The following is a 14,280-nucleotide window of genomic DNA, read 5'->3' on the forward strand; positions in this document are numbered from 1 at the left end:
CCACTTAGCTGGAGTCTTTTTTAAATTAATAAGAATAGTACAAACCTCTTATTGGAAAAATAACTAAAACTGAGGAGGTTTGTATATGAAAAAAGTAGTCGCGTTATTAGCGGCATTCACCATTGTACTCGGCGGTTGCGGCGGTGGCTCTAACAATATGAAAGAGAGCGAAGCAGCACCAAAGAACATGAGTAACGAAACGCGAAATAGTCCAAGATTGGAACAGATTAATTCACCACAGAAAAAACAACAAGATATTTCTAAAGCGGAAACTACTCATGGCAAGACAAAGATTGAGACACTAGGGTTTTTAGAACCATTAGAAGCAAAGCAATCTGTGAAAGATGTAAAAGAAGCTGTTAATGATTTAACATATGTAGCTTTTTTAGCTATCAAGTTAACAAAGATGGTTCTCTAAAGCCGATCAAGGATTATGCTGCTCTTCAAGAGGTGAAGAAATCTAAAGCTATGCCGATGATGGTGTTAACAAACTTTATAGATGGAAACTTTTCACCTGAGATAGCCCACACCATTTTTACTGATAAAACTGCATCGAAAACATTAATCGGAAGCGTCATCAGTACGATGAAGCAGAAAGGATACAAAGCTTTAAATATTGATTTCGAGCACATTAAAGAAAAAGATCGTGAGCTGTACAACGGATTTTTAGAAACAATTATTCCACTCGTACAAAAAGAAGGTTTTAAGGTTTCAACCGCATTAGCTCCGAAAACAAGTGATGAGCAAAAAGGTCCTTGGCATGGGGCTCATGACTATAAACGTCATGGAGAACTTGCAGATTTCGTTGTATTAATGACATATGAGTGGGGCTGGTCTGGTGGCCCACCGATGGCTGTAGCACCTGTACCACAAGTAGAAAAGGTAGTTAAATACGCAACATCGGTCATTCCACCGGAAAAGATTATTATGGGAGCACCACTATACGGTTATGATTGGACACTTCCTTATAAAAAGGGTAATAAATTTGCTAAACGCGTGGCACCAGCTGAAGCACATGACTTGGCGTTAAAAGAAGGAGCTACTGTAAAGTATGACAACGATGCTCAAGCTCCGTTCTTTAACTACAAAGATGATAATGGTAAAGAACACGTTGTCTGGTTTGAAAATGAACAAAGTGCAGAAGCAAAAAATAAACTAGTAAAACAATATAAGCTAAGAGGTCTTGCCTATTGGGTTCTAGGTGAACCATTCCCTGAAAACTGGACGCTTTTAAGAGATGAATTTAAAATTGCACATAGATAAAAAAGAAAGGATTAAGCTCAAAGAGCTTAATCCCTTTTTTCGTAATATAGGAGTGTTTTATTAATACTCGCTCCAATTAACTTCTAGACCTGAAGGAGCTTATAAAGCGATCCTTCCTTTTCATCAATTTAATAAAGCTCTTATCTAAAGTTCTTTTCTAAATGATTGTTGCCTTTGGATCTTTTTTCTCTTCATTTGCAAGTTGATTGAAGCGCAAGGTGCGAGACTCCTACGGGACGAGCGGTCAGGTGGAGACTCCTAATGGCGCAAAGCGGCAGGAGGCTCACCGCACGCCCCATGGAAAGCGAGCACCTGAAACGGAAATCAATTACTTTCAAGAGTAACTTGGAATGCGATAACAGCGTTTTATAAAGCAGCGGATAAACATTTCTCCACCACAACACCTCTGCGATCGGGAAAAACCGTCTCAAAGTGGTATTGAGGAAACAACAATGACAGTTGTTCTGTAATCCCAGCTGCTTTTTGATGAGGAGTAAAGCAGACGATAGAAGGCCCTGATCCACTAATAGCTGCACCATATGCCCCAAGCTCAACGGCTTTTAGCTTTAGCTCCGCATACATAGGTACCCATTTAGAACGGAACGGCTCATGAAATAAATCACGATTCATCATATCAGCAGCTTTTTCCAATCGTTCTTCATTAGAGCCGCAACAAGCACGTTGCTGATCGCACTTCCTTCAACTGCTTTATTAAAGGGCAGAAGATTTGGCAGTGAACCACGAGAGTGTTTGGTGTGAAGAACACCATCAGGGATCGCCACGATCATTTCAACAGCTACATCAGGCACATGAACCGTCTCCAATTCTTGTCCGTTGTAAAAACTAATTGTGAGTCCACCGAAAATGGCCGGAATCACATTATCAGGATGTTCTTCTAAGGAACTGGCTAAAAGTGCTTTTGACTGCTTTGAAAGCTCTAAATCTAAAAGGATGTTTGCCAGTTCAATACCTGCAACGATCGCAGACGCAGAACTTCCCATTCCTTTTGAAGTCGGGAATGTGCTAACAACGTCCAGCTGACAAGGAGGCAGTTTCTTGCCGTAAGAATCCGCTGTAAAATGTGCAGCATGGACGATTAAATTATTTTCGTCTTTGTTTAATGCTTGAAGTTCTTCACCATGAAAAGTCGTTTTTCGCGGTGCGAATGGCTGGACGTGAACGGTTAAGTACCGGTTCATTGCAAGCCCTACGGAATCGAAGCCGGGGCCTAAGTTAGCTGTACTTGCTGGAACATGTATGGAAAATGGCTCTGCTTTCATTTATACAACACATCCTTTTAGCTGCTGACGTAATAATTCAAGATCGTTTGGGATGACGACAGGTTTTTGTGCGACTGTTTTTAAAGCGATGTCTGGATCTTTAAGACCGTTGCCTGTTAACACAGCTACAACCGATACTCCTTTAGGAAGAACACCTTGTTTGTATTGCTTATACAATCCGGCAATTGAACTGCATGAAGCTGGTTCTGCAAAAACACCTTCTTTTGATGCAAGCATCTGATACGCTTCTAAAATTTCTTCATCCGTTACAGAATCTATCACTCCGCCTGACTCTTCTAATGCAGCTGATGCTAATTTCCAGCTTGCAGGGTTTCCGATTCGAATAGCTGTCGCAATCGTTTCTGGATTTTTTACAACAGCTCCGTTCACGATAGGTGCAGCACCTGCCGCCTGGAAGCCATGAATTCTAGGAAGGCCAGAAGATTTAACAGCATCATACTCTTTGAAGCCTTTCCAATAAGCACTAATGTTGCCTGCGTTTCCAACTGGGATGGCTAGAATATCAGGTGCTCCATCCAGTGCATCAACCAGTTCGAATGCAGCTGTTTTTTGACCTTCTAACCGGTATGGATTTACAGAATTAACGAGAGTGAACTCTTCTTCTTCACTCATTTGCTGCACCATTTGAAGGGCTTCATCAAAATTTCCTTCAATCGCAAAGATTTCAGCGCCATACATTTTCGCTTGAGCAAGTTTTCCTTGAGCAATCTTTCCGTCCGGAATCACAACGATACATCTGAGTCCTGCTCTCGCTCCATAGGCAGCGGCAGCGGCCGATGTATTTCCTGTAGAAGCACAGATGATTGCTTTGCTGCCTTCTTCTTTTGCTTTGGCAACAGCCATCACCATCCCTCTGTCTTTAAATGAGCCGGTAGGATTCGCACCTTCATACTTGGCGTATAATTTGATGCCCCATTCTTTTGACAAGTGCTCTAACGGTATGAGTGGAGTGTGCCCTTCATTTAATGATAAAAGGGAGTAGATTCATTGACTGGCAAGTATTCTTTGTATTGATGTAAGAGACCGTTCCACTGCATGTTAAGCACCCTCCACACGATAATGACTTTTGATTTCTTGTACAACGTCTGAGTCTTGAAGCAGGTTGTATACTTGATTATCTAAATGTTTGTTTGTGCCATGTGTCACGATCACAACTTCTGCAACACCTTTATGATCGACAGGACTTTGAATCAATTTTTCAAGTGAGATGTCATGAAGAGCAAAGAGGGAAGTGATTGTTGAGAAGGCACCTGCCTCATCTTTAATGTACAATCGGTAAAAGAATTTCCCGTCGATCTCATTAGGCTGCTTTAATTGTTTATCGAACTGAGGAGCAATCACACTCTTTCCGTTAACACTTAGTCGCATGTTCTTCACGACTGCAACTAAATCGGAAACAACGGATGTAGCAGTCGGAAGCTGCCCAGCACCTGGACCAAAGAACATCGTTTCCCCGACAGATTCACCATATACATACACGGCGTTGTATTCGTTATGAACGCTCGCAAGCGGGTGGGAGTCTGGAAGCAATGTCGGTTCAACACTGATTTCCACTTTTCCGTTGTCCTTTTTCGCATTTCCGATCAACTTGAGCGTGTAACCAAACTGACGCGCATATTCCAAATCCTCTTGCGTTACTTTAGAGATACCAGAAACCTTTACATCATCTAGATGAATGTGCATGGAGAAACCGAGTGTTGAGAGGATCGCCATTTTTCTCGCCGCATCAATTCCTTCTACATCAGAAGTGGGATCAGCTTCTGCATACCCAAGATCTTGAGCTTCTTTTAATACTTCCTCATAGTTGCGCTGCTGTTTATCCATTTTTGTAAGAATATAATTTGTTGTTCCGTTTACAATTCCCATCATTTTTGTGATTCTGTCTGACGCTAGCCCGTCAACAAGTGAACGAATGATCGGGATTCCGCCAGCCACACTTGCTTCATAGAAAAGGTCACATCCATTTTCATGAGCAATCTGTAAAAGTTCTGCACCATGAAGTGCCATTAAATCTTTATTCGCTGTAATGACATGCTTTTTATTTTGCAGTGCTAGTGTGATATATTCTCGTGCTAACTGAATACCACCCATCACTTCAATCACTACATGTATGTTTGGATTTTGGAGTACGTCTTCCGGATGTTGTGTCAGCCATTCGTTGTTGATGGAGACAAGCCGTTCTTTCTCCACATCTTGAACTAATATTTTTTTATAAAAACAGGGCATCCAACACGATGCTGTAATTCTTCGCGGTTTCCTTCAATCATTCTTACAACACCGCTGCCGACTGTTCCTAATCCTAGAAGTCCTACTGAAACATGAGTAACCATTTTATCCGCCCCTTTGTTTTTATAGAAAATACACTTGTTTGTCTGATATGGACATTTTACATGGAGTTGATCAATCGCACAACAGGGATTTTTGTAAAGATTTAGATAGCGCTTACATGGTAAAAAGAGTCTTCCAAAAACTTAGTATGATGAACGGTCCAGCAAATTCAGAAGCTGACAGATGCTATCGGTTAAAAAAAAGCAGCCGTATTAATTCGGCTGCTTTGTTTTTTTAATATTTTTAATGGCTTCTTTATATGAAAGAGGACTTAACTCTTCTGTATGTACGAAATCCCACACCCAATCTCCGTTTGTGTGTGCGTACTCTCTAAGTGCCCATCCTATCCCTTTACGGATAAAAAAGTCTTGTTCGTATTTCGTTTCTTTAATGATGTGTGCCAAGAGCTTCTTGTCGGTCTTCTCTTTATACCCAAGTTGAAACAGAATAGCAGAACGCATAAGCCAAATGTTCTTAGAGGCAATCCAACGTTCAGTAACTGGTGTAATTTCTTCAGGAAATTTTAAAAAGTAATAGCCGGCAATCTGTTTTGCGATGTGATCAATCGTGTCCCACCAGCTTTTGTTTACGATGATATATTCAATCCACTCAATATCCTCTTTTGTCATCTGCTTCTTTAATTTGTCTACTACCGTGAAAGCTGAATACTGCATTTCTCGTTCAGGCTTTGACCACGCCTCTTTTATAAAACTGGAGAGTTCCTCTTTTGCAGGCAGTCCATTTTCTTTCAAAAATCCTTCAGACTTTGTTTCAAAATCGGAGAACGAATACCGAAGAATTCAAACTGATCACGCATATACTTTTTCATCGGTTCAGCATCTTCTTTGTTCGCGAGTGCGTTTAAATGCAACCATAATTTCTCTGCATACATAGGATCCCATCCCTTCTTAACAAAATTATACAAAAATTTGTTAACAAACTGAAACTTTTTTCATGTGTTCACGTAATAACCTATATACAACCAATATTGGAAATTATTTAAAAGTCGACAAATTTTTACAATGTTTTTTAGTTCGTTTTGTTAAGGTTAAAGATATTCGACAAGAGGGATGTGGTTTACGTAAGTTCTTAGTTTAAAAGATATCAGGACAGGAGAGATGACCATGGAACTGTTTGGGTATCCGTTGTCTACGATCTATTTGGGCAGTTTTATCATTTTTGGGTGCATCACTTTTGTGTATATCCTTTTTGGTGACATGCTTGATGCGGCATTGGATTTTTTACATCCTTCGCTCATTTTATCCTTTTTAACCATTGGAACGGCTTCCGGATATTTATTAGAGATCATGACCAATATTAACAGCTGGTTCATTATGGTGTTTAGTGCTTTGCTAGCGTTATTGCTCGTTACTCTACTAAACGTTTTCGTCCTTATGCCGATTCGATCTTCAGAAGAATCCCTGGCCTATCGTGATGAAGACCTAAAGGGCAGGGTTGGCACAGTCCTAACTTCTGTTCCCGTCGATGGGTTTGGCGAAATATTAATTGAAGGCATCAGCGGAAGAATCTCTAAATCTGCTATAAGCATGGATAACAAGCCAATTTCACAAGGGGAAAAAGTGTTGATCATCGATATCCAAAAAGGTGTCGTATCGGTTATGCGTTATGAGCAAGTGGAACAAACATATATTCATTAACTGGAGGGGTTGTTATGAGTTTTTCACCGTTATTTATTGTAATCGGGATTGTTGTCTTTTTGGTTGTTGCTCTTATTAGTGTTTTTATTACGAAATATCGTACAGCAAGTCCTGATGAAGCATTGATCGTAACAGGAAGTTTCTTGGGAAGTAAGAACGTCAACATCGACGAATCTGGAAATCGAATTAAAATCGTTCGCGGTGGCGGTACGTTCGTTCTGCCGGTATTCCAACAAGCAAAGCCGCTAAGCTTATTAACGAGTAAACTGGATGTTCAAACACCAGAAGTATATACAGAGCAAGGTGTTCCAGTTATGGCTGATGGAACAGCGATTATAAAAGTCGGGAGCTCAATAGGTGAAATCGCGACTGCTGCTGAGCAGTTTTTAGGAAAATTGAAAGAAGATCGTGAAAATGAAGCACGTGAAGTACTTGAAGGTCATTTGCGTTCCATTCTAGGTTCTATGACCGTTGAAGAAATTTATAAGAATCGTGAAAAATTCTCGCAAGAAGTTCAGCGCGTTGCTTCTCAAGACCTTGCAAAAATGGGATTAATTATCGTTTCATTTACGATTAAGGATCTGCGTGATAAGAATGGATACTTGGATGCACTAGGTAAACCGCGTATCGCACAGATTAAACGAGATGCGGATATGGCAATGGCGGAAGCGGAAAAAGAAACGCGCATCAAGCGTGCTGAAGCAGATAAAGAAGCGAAGCAGTCAGAGCTCGGCCGTGCAACGGAAGTAGCTGAAGCTGAAAAGATGAATCAATTAAAAGTAGCTGAGTTCCGCCGCGAGCAAGATGTTGCTAAAGCGCGTGCTGACCAAGCTTACCATCTGGAAGAAGCCATCGCAAAACAACAAGTTACAGAACAGCAGATGCAAATCAAAATCATCGAGCGTCAAAAACAGATTGAACTTGAAGAAAAAGAGATTCTGCGTCGTGAAAAGCAATATGATTCAGAAGTGAAGAAAAAAGCGGATGCAGATCGCTATGCTGTTGAACAGAACGCAGAAGCAGACAAACGCAAACAGGTTGCTGAAGCGGATGCTCATAAGTATCGTGTTGAAGCAATGGCAAAAGCCGAAGCTGAAAAAGTACGTTTAGACGGTCTTTCTAGAGCAGAAGCGGAACGCGCTAAAGGGGAATCGGAAGCAGATGTTATCCGTCTGAAGGGTCTTGCGGAAGCCGAAGCGAAGCAGAAGATTGCCGAAGCGTTTGAGTTATACGGCCAGGCTGCGATGATGGATATGATGATCAAGATGCTTCCGGAATACGCGAAGCAAGTGGCAGCACCACTTTCTAACATTGATAAAATTACAGTCGTGGATACTGGCGGCAGTGAGAACGGCGGAGCGAACCGTATTACAGGTTATGCGACAAACTTGATGTCCTCTCTGCAAGAATCATTGAAAGCTTCATCTGGCATTGATGTGAAGGAACTATTGGAGAACTTCTCTGGCAAAGGCAACGTGCGCCAAAGCATTGACGATCTTCGCATTGATTTTGCAAAAAAGCAGCCAAATGCGGTAGCAACGAAGGAAAAAGCAGAGGTAAATGCTTCAAAGGGAGAATAAATAGAAGAAAAGCTTACTCTGAACGGGGTGAAACAACCCGGGGAGTAAGCTTTTTTATGAGTTTATGAGTGATTCTTGAAATTTACGAGCGATACTTGGAGCTTATGAGCGATTTTTGAGATTTACGAGCGATTCTAGAGGGTTTACGAGCGCTCATTTTAATTCAGCGCTCGGCACCTCTCAAACTCAAGACTACTTCTTATTCATCTGTGCCTCAACAGCTTGCAGTTTTCCAGCCATCGTGGACTTCTTATCTCGGCGGTCATCGATGCGTATGTTTGTTGCCACTCGCTGAATGCCGTTAGAAAATGGAACCTCATGCAGCTGTTGAATGACATCAAAAAGATCCGAAAGTTCTCCTTCGATCAACGTGCTCATCGGTGTAAGCTGGTAACTTACTTTATCTTTGCTTTGCTGAAGAACTTTTTGAATCTCTGCTACATAAGCACTGACACTTGGCGTTTCAGTACCGATTGGAATAATCGTAATGTCTACAATAGCCATAAGAATAACACCTCAACTTTTTCTCTATTGTAGCAAAACCGTACATAATCACAAATAAGAGGATGATACATATGGAAATCCGGCAGGCAAATGAACATGATTTTAACGAAATAGTGGCTATTGATCAAAACATAATCGGAAGTGACCGAAGAAAAGAAGAAATAGATCAGGCGATAAAAGGGGAAAGGTGTTTGATTATATCCACCGAAAATGAATTATCTGGGTTTCTTATCTATCATGTTCAATTCTTTGAGAGCTGTTTTATATCTTTAATTATGATTGATCCGGCCCATCAAAGAAAAGGATTAGCTAGTAAATTGCTGACCTACATGACATTGGTTTCGCCAACAGAAAAACTATTTTCATCAACCAATGAATCAAACGAGTCTATGAAAAAGGTCTTCGACAAAAATGGGTTTAGTAAAAGTGGTTTCGTTGACAACTTAGATGAGGGAGATCCAGAGATTATTTATTTTATAAATAGGAGAGGTGTCGAATAACATGGTTCAATTGAAAAAGATAGATGACGCACTTGATGAGCTTTTCCATTATAGGGAGATCGGAACTGACCCAGCGTTCAGTCGTTTTATCCCGATGGTGTATGACCCTATTGAATTTGATTGGCGCAATGAGTTTCAGCCAGAATTTAATCAGTTGTTTAATGGGCTTATGTTAAGAGGAGAAGAAGAGGTGAATCGTGTTTTCCTGGCCGTGTTTCCATCAGACGAAGTATTAATGAGATTTATTGAAGAAAGCGACCCTGGCGATCTCTTATTTATGCACCATCCACTCGTTATGGAGTGCGGTGATCCACGCGGGAAGTGGGGACGTGGATTCATTCCTATTCCGCCCCATTATATTCAACAAATGAAGGATAAGGGTTTATCCGTTTTTACTCTTCATGTACCACTGGATTACTCCAGAGTGATCAGTACGAGTGACGCGATAGCTGAAGCGCTCAATGCGAAAGTAATTGGTGAGTTCCATCAAGATGAAAAAGGAGCTTGTGGGATTATTTGTGAAGTTTCACCGGTTTCTTCAGAAAGTCTAATAGATGATTCAAAAGAAATATTCGGAGTTCCATATGCAGATGTACAAGGGACATCTCGCTCTACCATTACAAAAATAGCTATCGTAGCAGGGTGTGGTGATAAAGTGGACGCGATGAAAGAAGCTGAAAAGATGGGGGCACAAGCTTATTTGACGGGAGAAGTGCACTGTCATATCGATAATGATTATGGAAAAAAGAAATATGATCAAATGAAGGAATATATCAGTACGACTTCAATGAGTTTAATAGGTGTCTCCCATGCAGCTTCAGAATACTTAGTACACGCTACGCACATGAAACCATGGTTTGAAGAAAGATTTCAATTACCTGTAACGCTTTTGCCACAGAGTAAATGGTGGATTTAGATTGATAAAACTTCTAACATGAGGTGAACAACATGAACATTCGACGGGCTGCTCAAACAGACGCAGCGAACATTGCACACGTGCACGTGAAAAGCTGGCAGCAATCATATAAAGGATTAGTAGATTCTGACTATTTATCTCAAATGTCAATTGATGAAAGAACAGCAAGATGGAAAGAATGGCTACCTCAAAAATCACACATTGTTTTTGTATTAGAAGATGAAGAAAGGAATCTTTGCGGCTTTATTTCTGGTGGTCCTATTCGATCCCATCATCCTTATGAGTGTGAAGTGTATGCCTTTTATCTATTAAAACATGTTCAACAAAAGGGATTTGGAACAAAAATGTTACGTATGTTTGCAGCTGAGCTTGCAGCGAATGGAAATACAAGTATGATTGTATGGGTATTAAAAGATAATCCGTCAAAACAAGCATATATTTCATTAGGTGGTAAAAAAATAGATGAAGAACAAATCGTGATCGGAAATCAAGAATTGACTGAAGAATGCTTTGCATGGCTTGATTTAGAGGCTATGTGCATATAGTGTCCATCTCGTCCCATACGCATATATTATCATAAAATGTATTTTCCCCTTCCCAAATCACCTAATTTATCGTTACAATGGTAGAAGGTGTAAAAAAGAAGTTGGTGATGTCATGGAATTCGACTTAATAAATATAATTCATCAATATAGCTATTTCGGCATTTTTTTATTATTGGCGTTAGGTATTATTGGGTTGCCGATTCCTGATGAAATCCTTTTGGCCACAGTAGGCTACTTCATCTTTGCAGGAGATCTGCCAGCGGTGCCTGCTATACTGAGTGCTTTTTTAGGTGCTGTCACAGGTATTACGGGGAGTTATTTCATCGGAACAATCTGCGGTAAGCCTTTGTTAAATAAGTTAGGTCCTAAGATTGGAATTTCTGAAGAGAAAATAAACAAAACACAAAATTTCTTCTTGAAATATGGAAAAGCAGCTCTGTTTTTTGGATACTTTATGCCAGGTGTTAGACATCTGACTGCTTATTTTGCGGGAATGTATTCATTGAACTGGAGGCAGTTTGCCCTTTATGCATATAGTGGAGCTATGTTCTGGTGTTCCTTTTTCTTAATAATCGGCTATCAGCTTGCAGGACGCTGGGCACTTGTGATGGATGTGATTCATAAGATTGGGTTATATGCATTCACGATTGTTATTCTAAGTGTCGTTGCGTGGTTAATTTTTAAGCCGAAAAACAAAAGTTCATACGAGTGGTTTAAATAGAAATCGTCTTCCGCTTTGGGAGGCTTTTTTTATATCCATTTCCTAACAACAAATGAGCCTTATGTATATTTTCTCTTATTCCAACAAATTTTATTAGATGACAGTCAAAAATTTTAAAAGGAGTGTCATTTAATGAAAAAGACGATTCTCGTTACTTCAATGGCCGTTATGCTTGCTTCCTTTTTAGGAGCATGTGGCATGAACAACAACGATAAAGACATGGGAAGAGAAGCACGCAATAACATGACTGAAGTAAATTATGACAACCGTGCTGACCGTAACATGAACGATATGAACAACAACATGAATATGGGTACGGACAACCGTTATGATGAAAATGCGCGAATGGATGTCGCTGATGAGGCTGCTAACAAAGTTACAGACTTAAAAGAAGTGCAGAACGCTACAGTTATCGTTACAGATAATAATGCTTATGTTGCAGCCATGCTTGAAGGTGGAGAAAGCATGAAGCTTACGAAGGAAACAGAGAAAAAATCGGGGATGCTGTAAGAAGCACAGATCCAGACATTAATGATGTGTTTGTATCCACAAACCCTGATTTTATGGATCGTATGAAAGGCTATGCAGATGAGATCAACAAAGGAAACCCAGTTTCAGGTTTCATCAAAGAATTCAATGATACGATTCAACGCATGTTCCCAACGAACCGTTAAATACCTAAAAAAGGGCTGAGAATATCTCAGTCCTTACCTTTTGTCATTATTTATTAGAAAATTCATTATATCTGAATATTGACTCCAATCAAATATCATGTTACAAATACATATGGATAAAATATTTCGACAAATTTCGATAAATACTAACTTTAGATAAATGACCACGGAGGAGGATATTAACATGGAAAAAAGAACGCTCTCGGTGGGCTTGATGTTATTTGCTTTATTTTTGGAGCTGGGAATTTAATCTTTCCGCCAGCACTGGGTCAGTCAGCAGGAGATATGGTCTGGCAATCCATGATTGGCTTTTTTATAACAGGAGTAGGTTTACCTTTATTAGGTGTTATCGCACTAGCCCGATCAGGCGGTGGGCTGCAAACGCTGACTGAACGTGTAAATCCACTGTTTGGCGCAGGCTTTGCCATCATTCTCTATTTAGCAATCGGTCCTTTCTTTGGAATTCCAAGAACAGGGACAGTTGCATACGAAATGGCTGCTATGCCATTTCTGCCTGAAAGTATGAATGGTGGACTGCCATTGTTCTTATTCACTGTCGCATTTTTTGCTCTAACTTATTGGCTAGCATTAAATCCATCAAAGCTAGTAGATCGTATCGGTAATATTTTAACGCCTTTATTGTTGATTATTATTGGAACTGTTCTTGTAAAAGCGATTATTACGCCAGTTGGGAAATTAGGACAGGCAACACCAGAATATGCGAGCAGCCCGCTAATTAAAGGGTTCATGGATGGCTATCTAACGATGGATACACTTGGGGCTCTTGCATTTGGAATCGTTGTAATTACAGCTGTAAAGCAGCCTGGTATGAAGAAAGAGCAAGTGACTAAAATGGTTATCAAAGCAGGTATTATTGCTGCGCTATGTTTAGCGGCAGTGTACGGTATCCTTGCTTACCTTGGCGCAACAAGTCAAGCACTTGGGAAATCAGATAATGGCGGACAAATTTTAACAAATGTCGTTTCACAATTGTTTGGCCAGCCTGGAAACTTACTTCTCGGCCTCGCTGTAGCATTAGCTTGTTTAACAACGTCAGTTGGTCTTGTAACAGCTTGCGGTGAGTTTGCAAACAAAATGTTTCCGAAGCTATCTTATAAAACCGTTATCCTTGTATTAAGTATTTTTAGTGCAGGTGTAGCGAATCTTGGTCTAAGTCAGTTAATTAAAGTTTCTGTTCCTGTTTTAACAGCCATTTATCCAGTGGCTATCGTGCTCATCATTTTGTCTTATTTTCACGAAGCATTTTCAGGAAGACAAGAAGTTTACCTTGGTGCAATCATTGCCACAGCATTAATTTCGATTGCAGACGGATTAAAAGCATTCGGATTTAATCTCGGTGAGATTGAACAAATCTACTCGCATATCCCTTTATATGCAGACGGAATCGGCTGGCTTTTACCGGCTGTTATCGGTGCAGTTGTCGGGTTCATCATTGCACTGATCAGAGGAAGAATCGTGATCTTCTCCACATAAAAAGAAAAAGATGCCAAAGGATTATTTATTTCCTTTGGCATCTTTTTTTGCATTAGCAATATTATATTATCCGCACAAATGTTAATTTTTAACTAATCATATTCTTTACATGGTAAAGTTAATATCAAAGTAATATGAATAGCTTGTTGAAGATCCCATTGCATTTTATTTCGTTTAATAGGAAAAAGGTGGAGAAATGTTAAACTACTCGTTTAAATTTAGGGGGAATATACTTGAGGGGATTCTTACAAGCATGGTTTGTGTTTATTGTTACAATCATGATGGTTGGCACTTCTGTACATGCATCACCAAAAGTAATCAGTGAGGGGAAAGCATGGGGCTTCCATTACACGATGACTGCAGAGAATAAAGTGTTCACCTGGAAGATTGGGAACGGTAAGAAGCAGTCTGTTATTGAAGAGAATGAGCAAAACCGAAATGAACTAGATCATTTTAAAAGTGCGGTTGATGAGAGTAAAGTAGAAACAATAACTTTCATCATTTTTGTTGTTTACTTATTAATTATTGGAATCGTAGCGTTGATATTCTATAGAAAAGGTAAAGACAATAGAAGAAACGTGATACCCATACTTTGGTTATTCGCTATATTTGGATCATACAAATGTTTCATAGCGTTCACCAATCTTCAAAAAGCACTGGATGATGCTAAATTTTATTTCCTAGTCCTGACGAATAATTAAACGAAGAAGTGCTTGCATTTATTTCCTGCAAGCTTTATGTTTTCTATTTTTAATAAAGAAAATCATCCTTTCTTTCCCCACAAAAAAAGACTCAG

At 39.9% G+C, this 14,280-nt stretch carries 13 protein-coding genes and 5 pseudogenes; 12 read left to right on the plus strand and 6 right to left on the minus strand.

What is annotated here, in order from left to right; all coding sequences use genetic code 11:
* The first annotated feature begins 85 nt into the window (after window positions 1–85).
* The 3 genes from ACEWFH_RS06005 to ACEWFH_RS06015 all read left to right on the plus strand — a co-directional run bounded on the left by ACEWFH_RS06005 (window position 86) and on the right by ACEWFH_RS06015 (window position 1,607).
* Window positions 86–418 carry a hypothetical protein gene (locus tag ACEWFH_RS06005; protein WP_473726509.1) on the plus strand — a complete coding sequence of 111 codons (333 nt, stop codon included), beginning with the start codon at window positions 86–88 and terminating at the stop codon, window positions 416–418.
* Window positions 419–450: 32 nt separating this feature from the next.
* Complete coding sequence (locus ACEWFH_RS06010) at window positions 451–1,263, plus strand: glycosyl hydrolase family 18 protein (protein ID WP_473726510.1); 813 nt, start codon at window positions 451–453, stop codon at window positions 1,261–1,263.
* Window positions 1,264–1,481: 218 nt separating this feature from the next.
* A complete protein-coding gene (locus ACEWFH_RS06015; protein ID WP_473726511.1) occupies window positions 1,482–1,607 on the plus strand; it encodes a hypothetical protein in 126 nt (41 codons plus the stop codon).
* Between the two features lie 22 nt (window positions 1,608–1,629).
* On the opposite strand, the gene ACEWFH_RS06020 is transcribed toward ACEWFH_RS06015, so the two are convergent.
* The 5 genes and pseudogenes from ACEWFH_RS06020 to ACEWFH_RS06040 all read right to left on the minus strand — a co-directional run bounded on the left by ACEWFH_RS06020 (window position 1,630) and on the right by ACEWFH_RS06040 (window position 5,784).
* On the minus strand, window positions 1,630–1,914 hold the full coding sequence (locus ACEWFH_RS06020; protein ID WP_473726512.1) for a hypothetical protein: 285 nt from the start codon (window positions 1,912–1,914) through the stop codon (window positions 1,630–1,632).
* Window positions 1,893–2,543, minus strand: coding sequence for a homoserine kinase (gene thrB / locus ACEWFH_RS06025; RefSeq protein ID WP_473726513.1), 651 nt, complete (start codon window positions 2,541–2,543; stop codon window positions 1,893–1,895). The genes ACEWFH_RS06020 and thrB overlap by 22 nt, the downstream gene beginning before the upstream one ends.
* A pseudogene (thrC, locus tag ACEWFH_RS06030) lies at window positions 2,544–3,601 on the minus strand (threonine synthase).
* Between the two features lies 1 nt (window position 3,602).
* Window positions 3,603–4,894: pseudogene (locus ACEWFH_RS06035) on the minus strand (homoserine dehydrogenase).
* Between the two features lie 210 nt (window positions 4,895–5,104).
* Window positions 5,105–5,784 (minus strand): annotated as a pseudogene (locus ACEWFH_RS06040) (DNA alkylation repair protein).
* A gap of 232 nt (window positions 5,785–6,016) precedes the next feature.
* Between ACEWFH_RS06040 and ACEWFH_RS06045 the strand changes: the two are divergent.
* Window positions 6,017–6,550 carry an NfeD family protein gene (locus tag ACEWFH_RS06045; protein WP_473726514.1) on the plus strand — a complete coding sequence of 178 codons (534 nt, stop codon included), beginning with the start codon at window positions 6,017–6,019 and terminating at the stop codon, window positions 6,548–6,550.
* Window positions 6,551–6,564: 14 nt separating this feature from the next.
* Entirely contained in the window at window positions 6,565–8,130 is a 1,566-nt protein-coding gene (locus ACEWFH_RS06050; RefSeq protein ID WP_473726515.1) for an SPFH domain-containing protein, read from the plus strand.
* A gap of 192 nt (window positions 8,131–8,322) precedes the next feature.
* Here ACEWFH_RS06050 and ACEWFH_RS06055 read toward each other — a convergent pair whose 3' ends face one another.
* On the minus strand, window positions 8,323–8,634 hold the full coding sequence (locus ACEWFH_RS06055; RefSeq protein WP_473726516.1) for an MTH1187 family thiamine-binding protein: 312 nt from the start codon (window positions 8,632–8,634) through the stop codon (window positions 8,323–8,325).
* A 71-nt stretch (window positions 8,635–8,705) separates the two neighbouring features.
* Here ACEWFH_RS06055 and ACEWFH_RS06060 point away from each other — a divergent pair, with 71 nt between their 5' ends.
* From ACEWFH_RS06060 to ACEWFH_RS06090, 7 genes and pseudogenes are all read left to right on the plus strand, one after another.
* A complete protein-coding gene (locus ACEWFH_RS06060) occupies window positions 8,706–9,134 on the plus strand; it encodes a GNAT family N-acetyltransferase (protein WP_473726517.1) in 429 nt (142 codons plus the stop codon).
* 1 nt (window position 9,135) lies between these two features.
* Complete coding sequence (locus tag ACEWFH_RS06065; RefSeq protein WP_473726518.1) at window positions 9,136–10,050, plus strand: Nif3-like dinuclear metal center hexameric protein; 915 nt, start codon at window positions 9,136–9,138, stop codon at window positions 10,048–10,050.
* Between the two features lie 32 nt (window positions 10,051–10,082).
* Complete coding sequence (locus ACEWFH_RS06070; protein ID WP_473726519.1) at window positions 10,083–10,595, plus strand: GNAT family N-acetyltransferase; 513 nt, start codon at window positions 10,083–10,085, stop codon at window positions 10,593–10,595.
* 112 nt (window positions 10,596–10,707) lie between these two features.
* Window positions 10,708–11,316: a DedA family protein gene (locus tag ACEWFH_RS06075; protein WP_473726520.1), complete on the plus strand. Its 609-nt coding sequence runs from the start codon at window positions 10,708–10,710 to the stop codon at window positions 11,314–11,316.
* Between the two features lie 243 nt (window positions 11,317–11,559).
* Window positions 11,560–11,990: pseudogene (locus ACEWFH_RS06080) on the plus strand (YhcN/YlaJ family sporulation lipoprotein).
* 184 nt (window positions 11,991–12,174) lie between these two features.
* A pseudogene (gene brnQ, locus ACEWFH_RS06085) lies at window positions 12,175–13,484 on the plus strand (branched-chain amino acid transport system II carrier protein).
* Between the two features lie 233 nt (window positions 13,485–13,717).
* Window positions 13,718–14,185 carry a hypothetical protein gene (locus ACEWFH_RS06090; protein ID WP_473726521.1) on the plus strand — a complete coding sequence of 156 codons (468 nt, stop codon included), beginning with the start codon at window positions 13,718–13,720 and terminating at the stop codon, window positions 14,183–14,185.
* Window positions 14,186–14,280 lie beyond the last annotated feature (95 nt).

Source organism: Fictibacillus sp. EA-CB0309 (assembly GCF_055814265.1).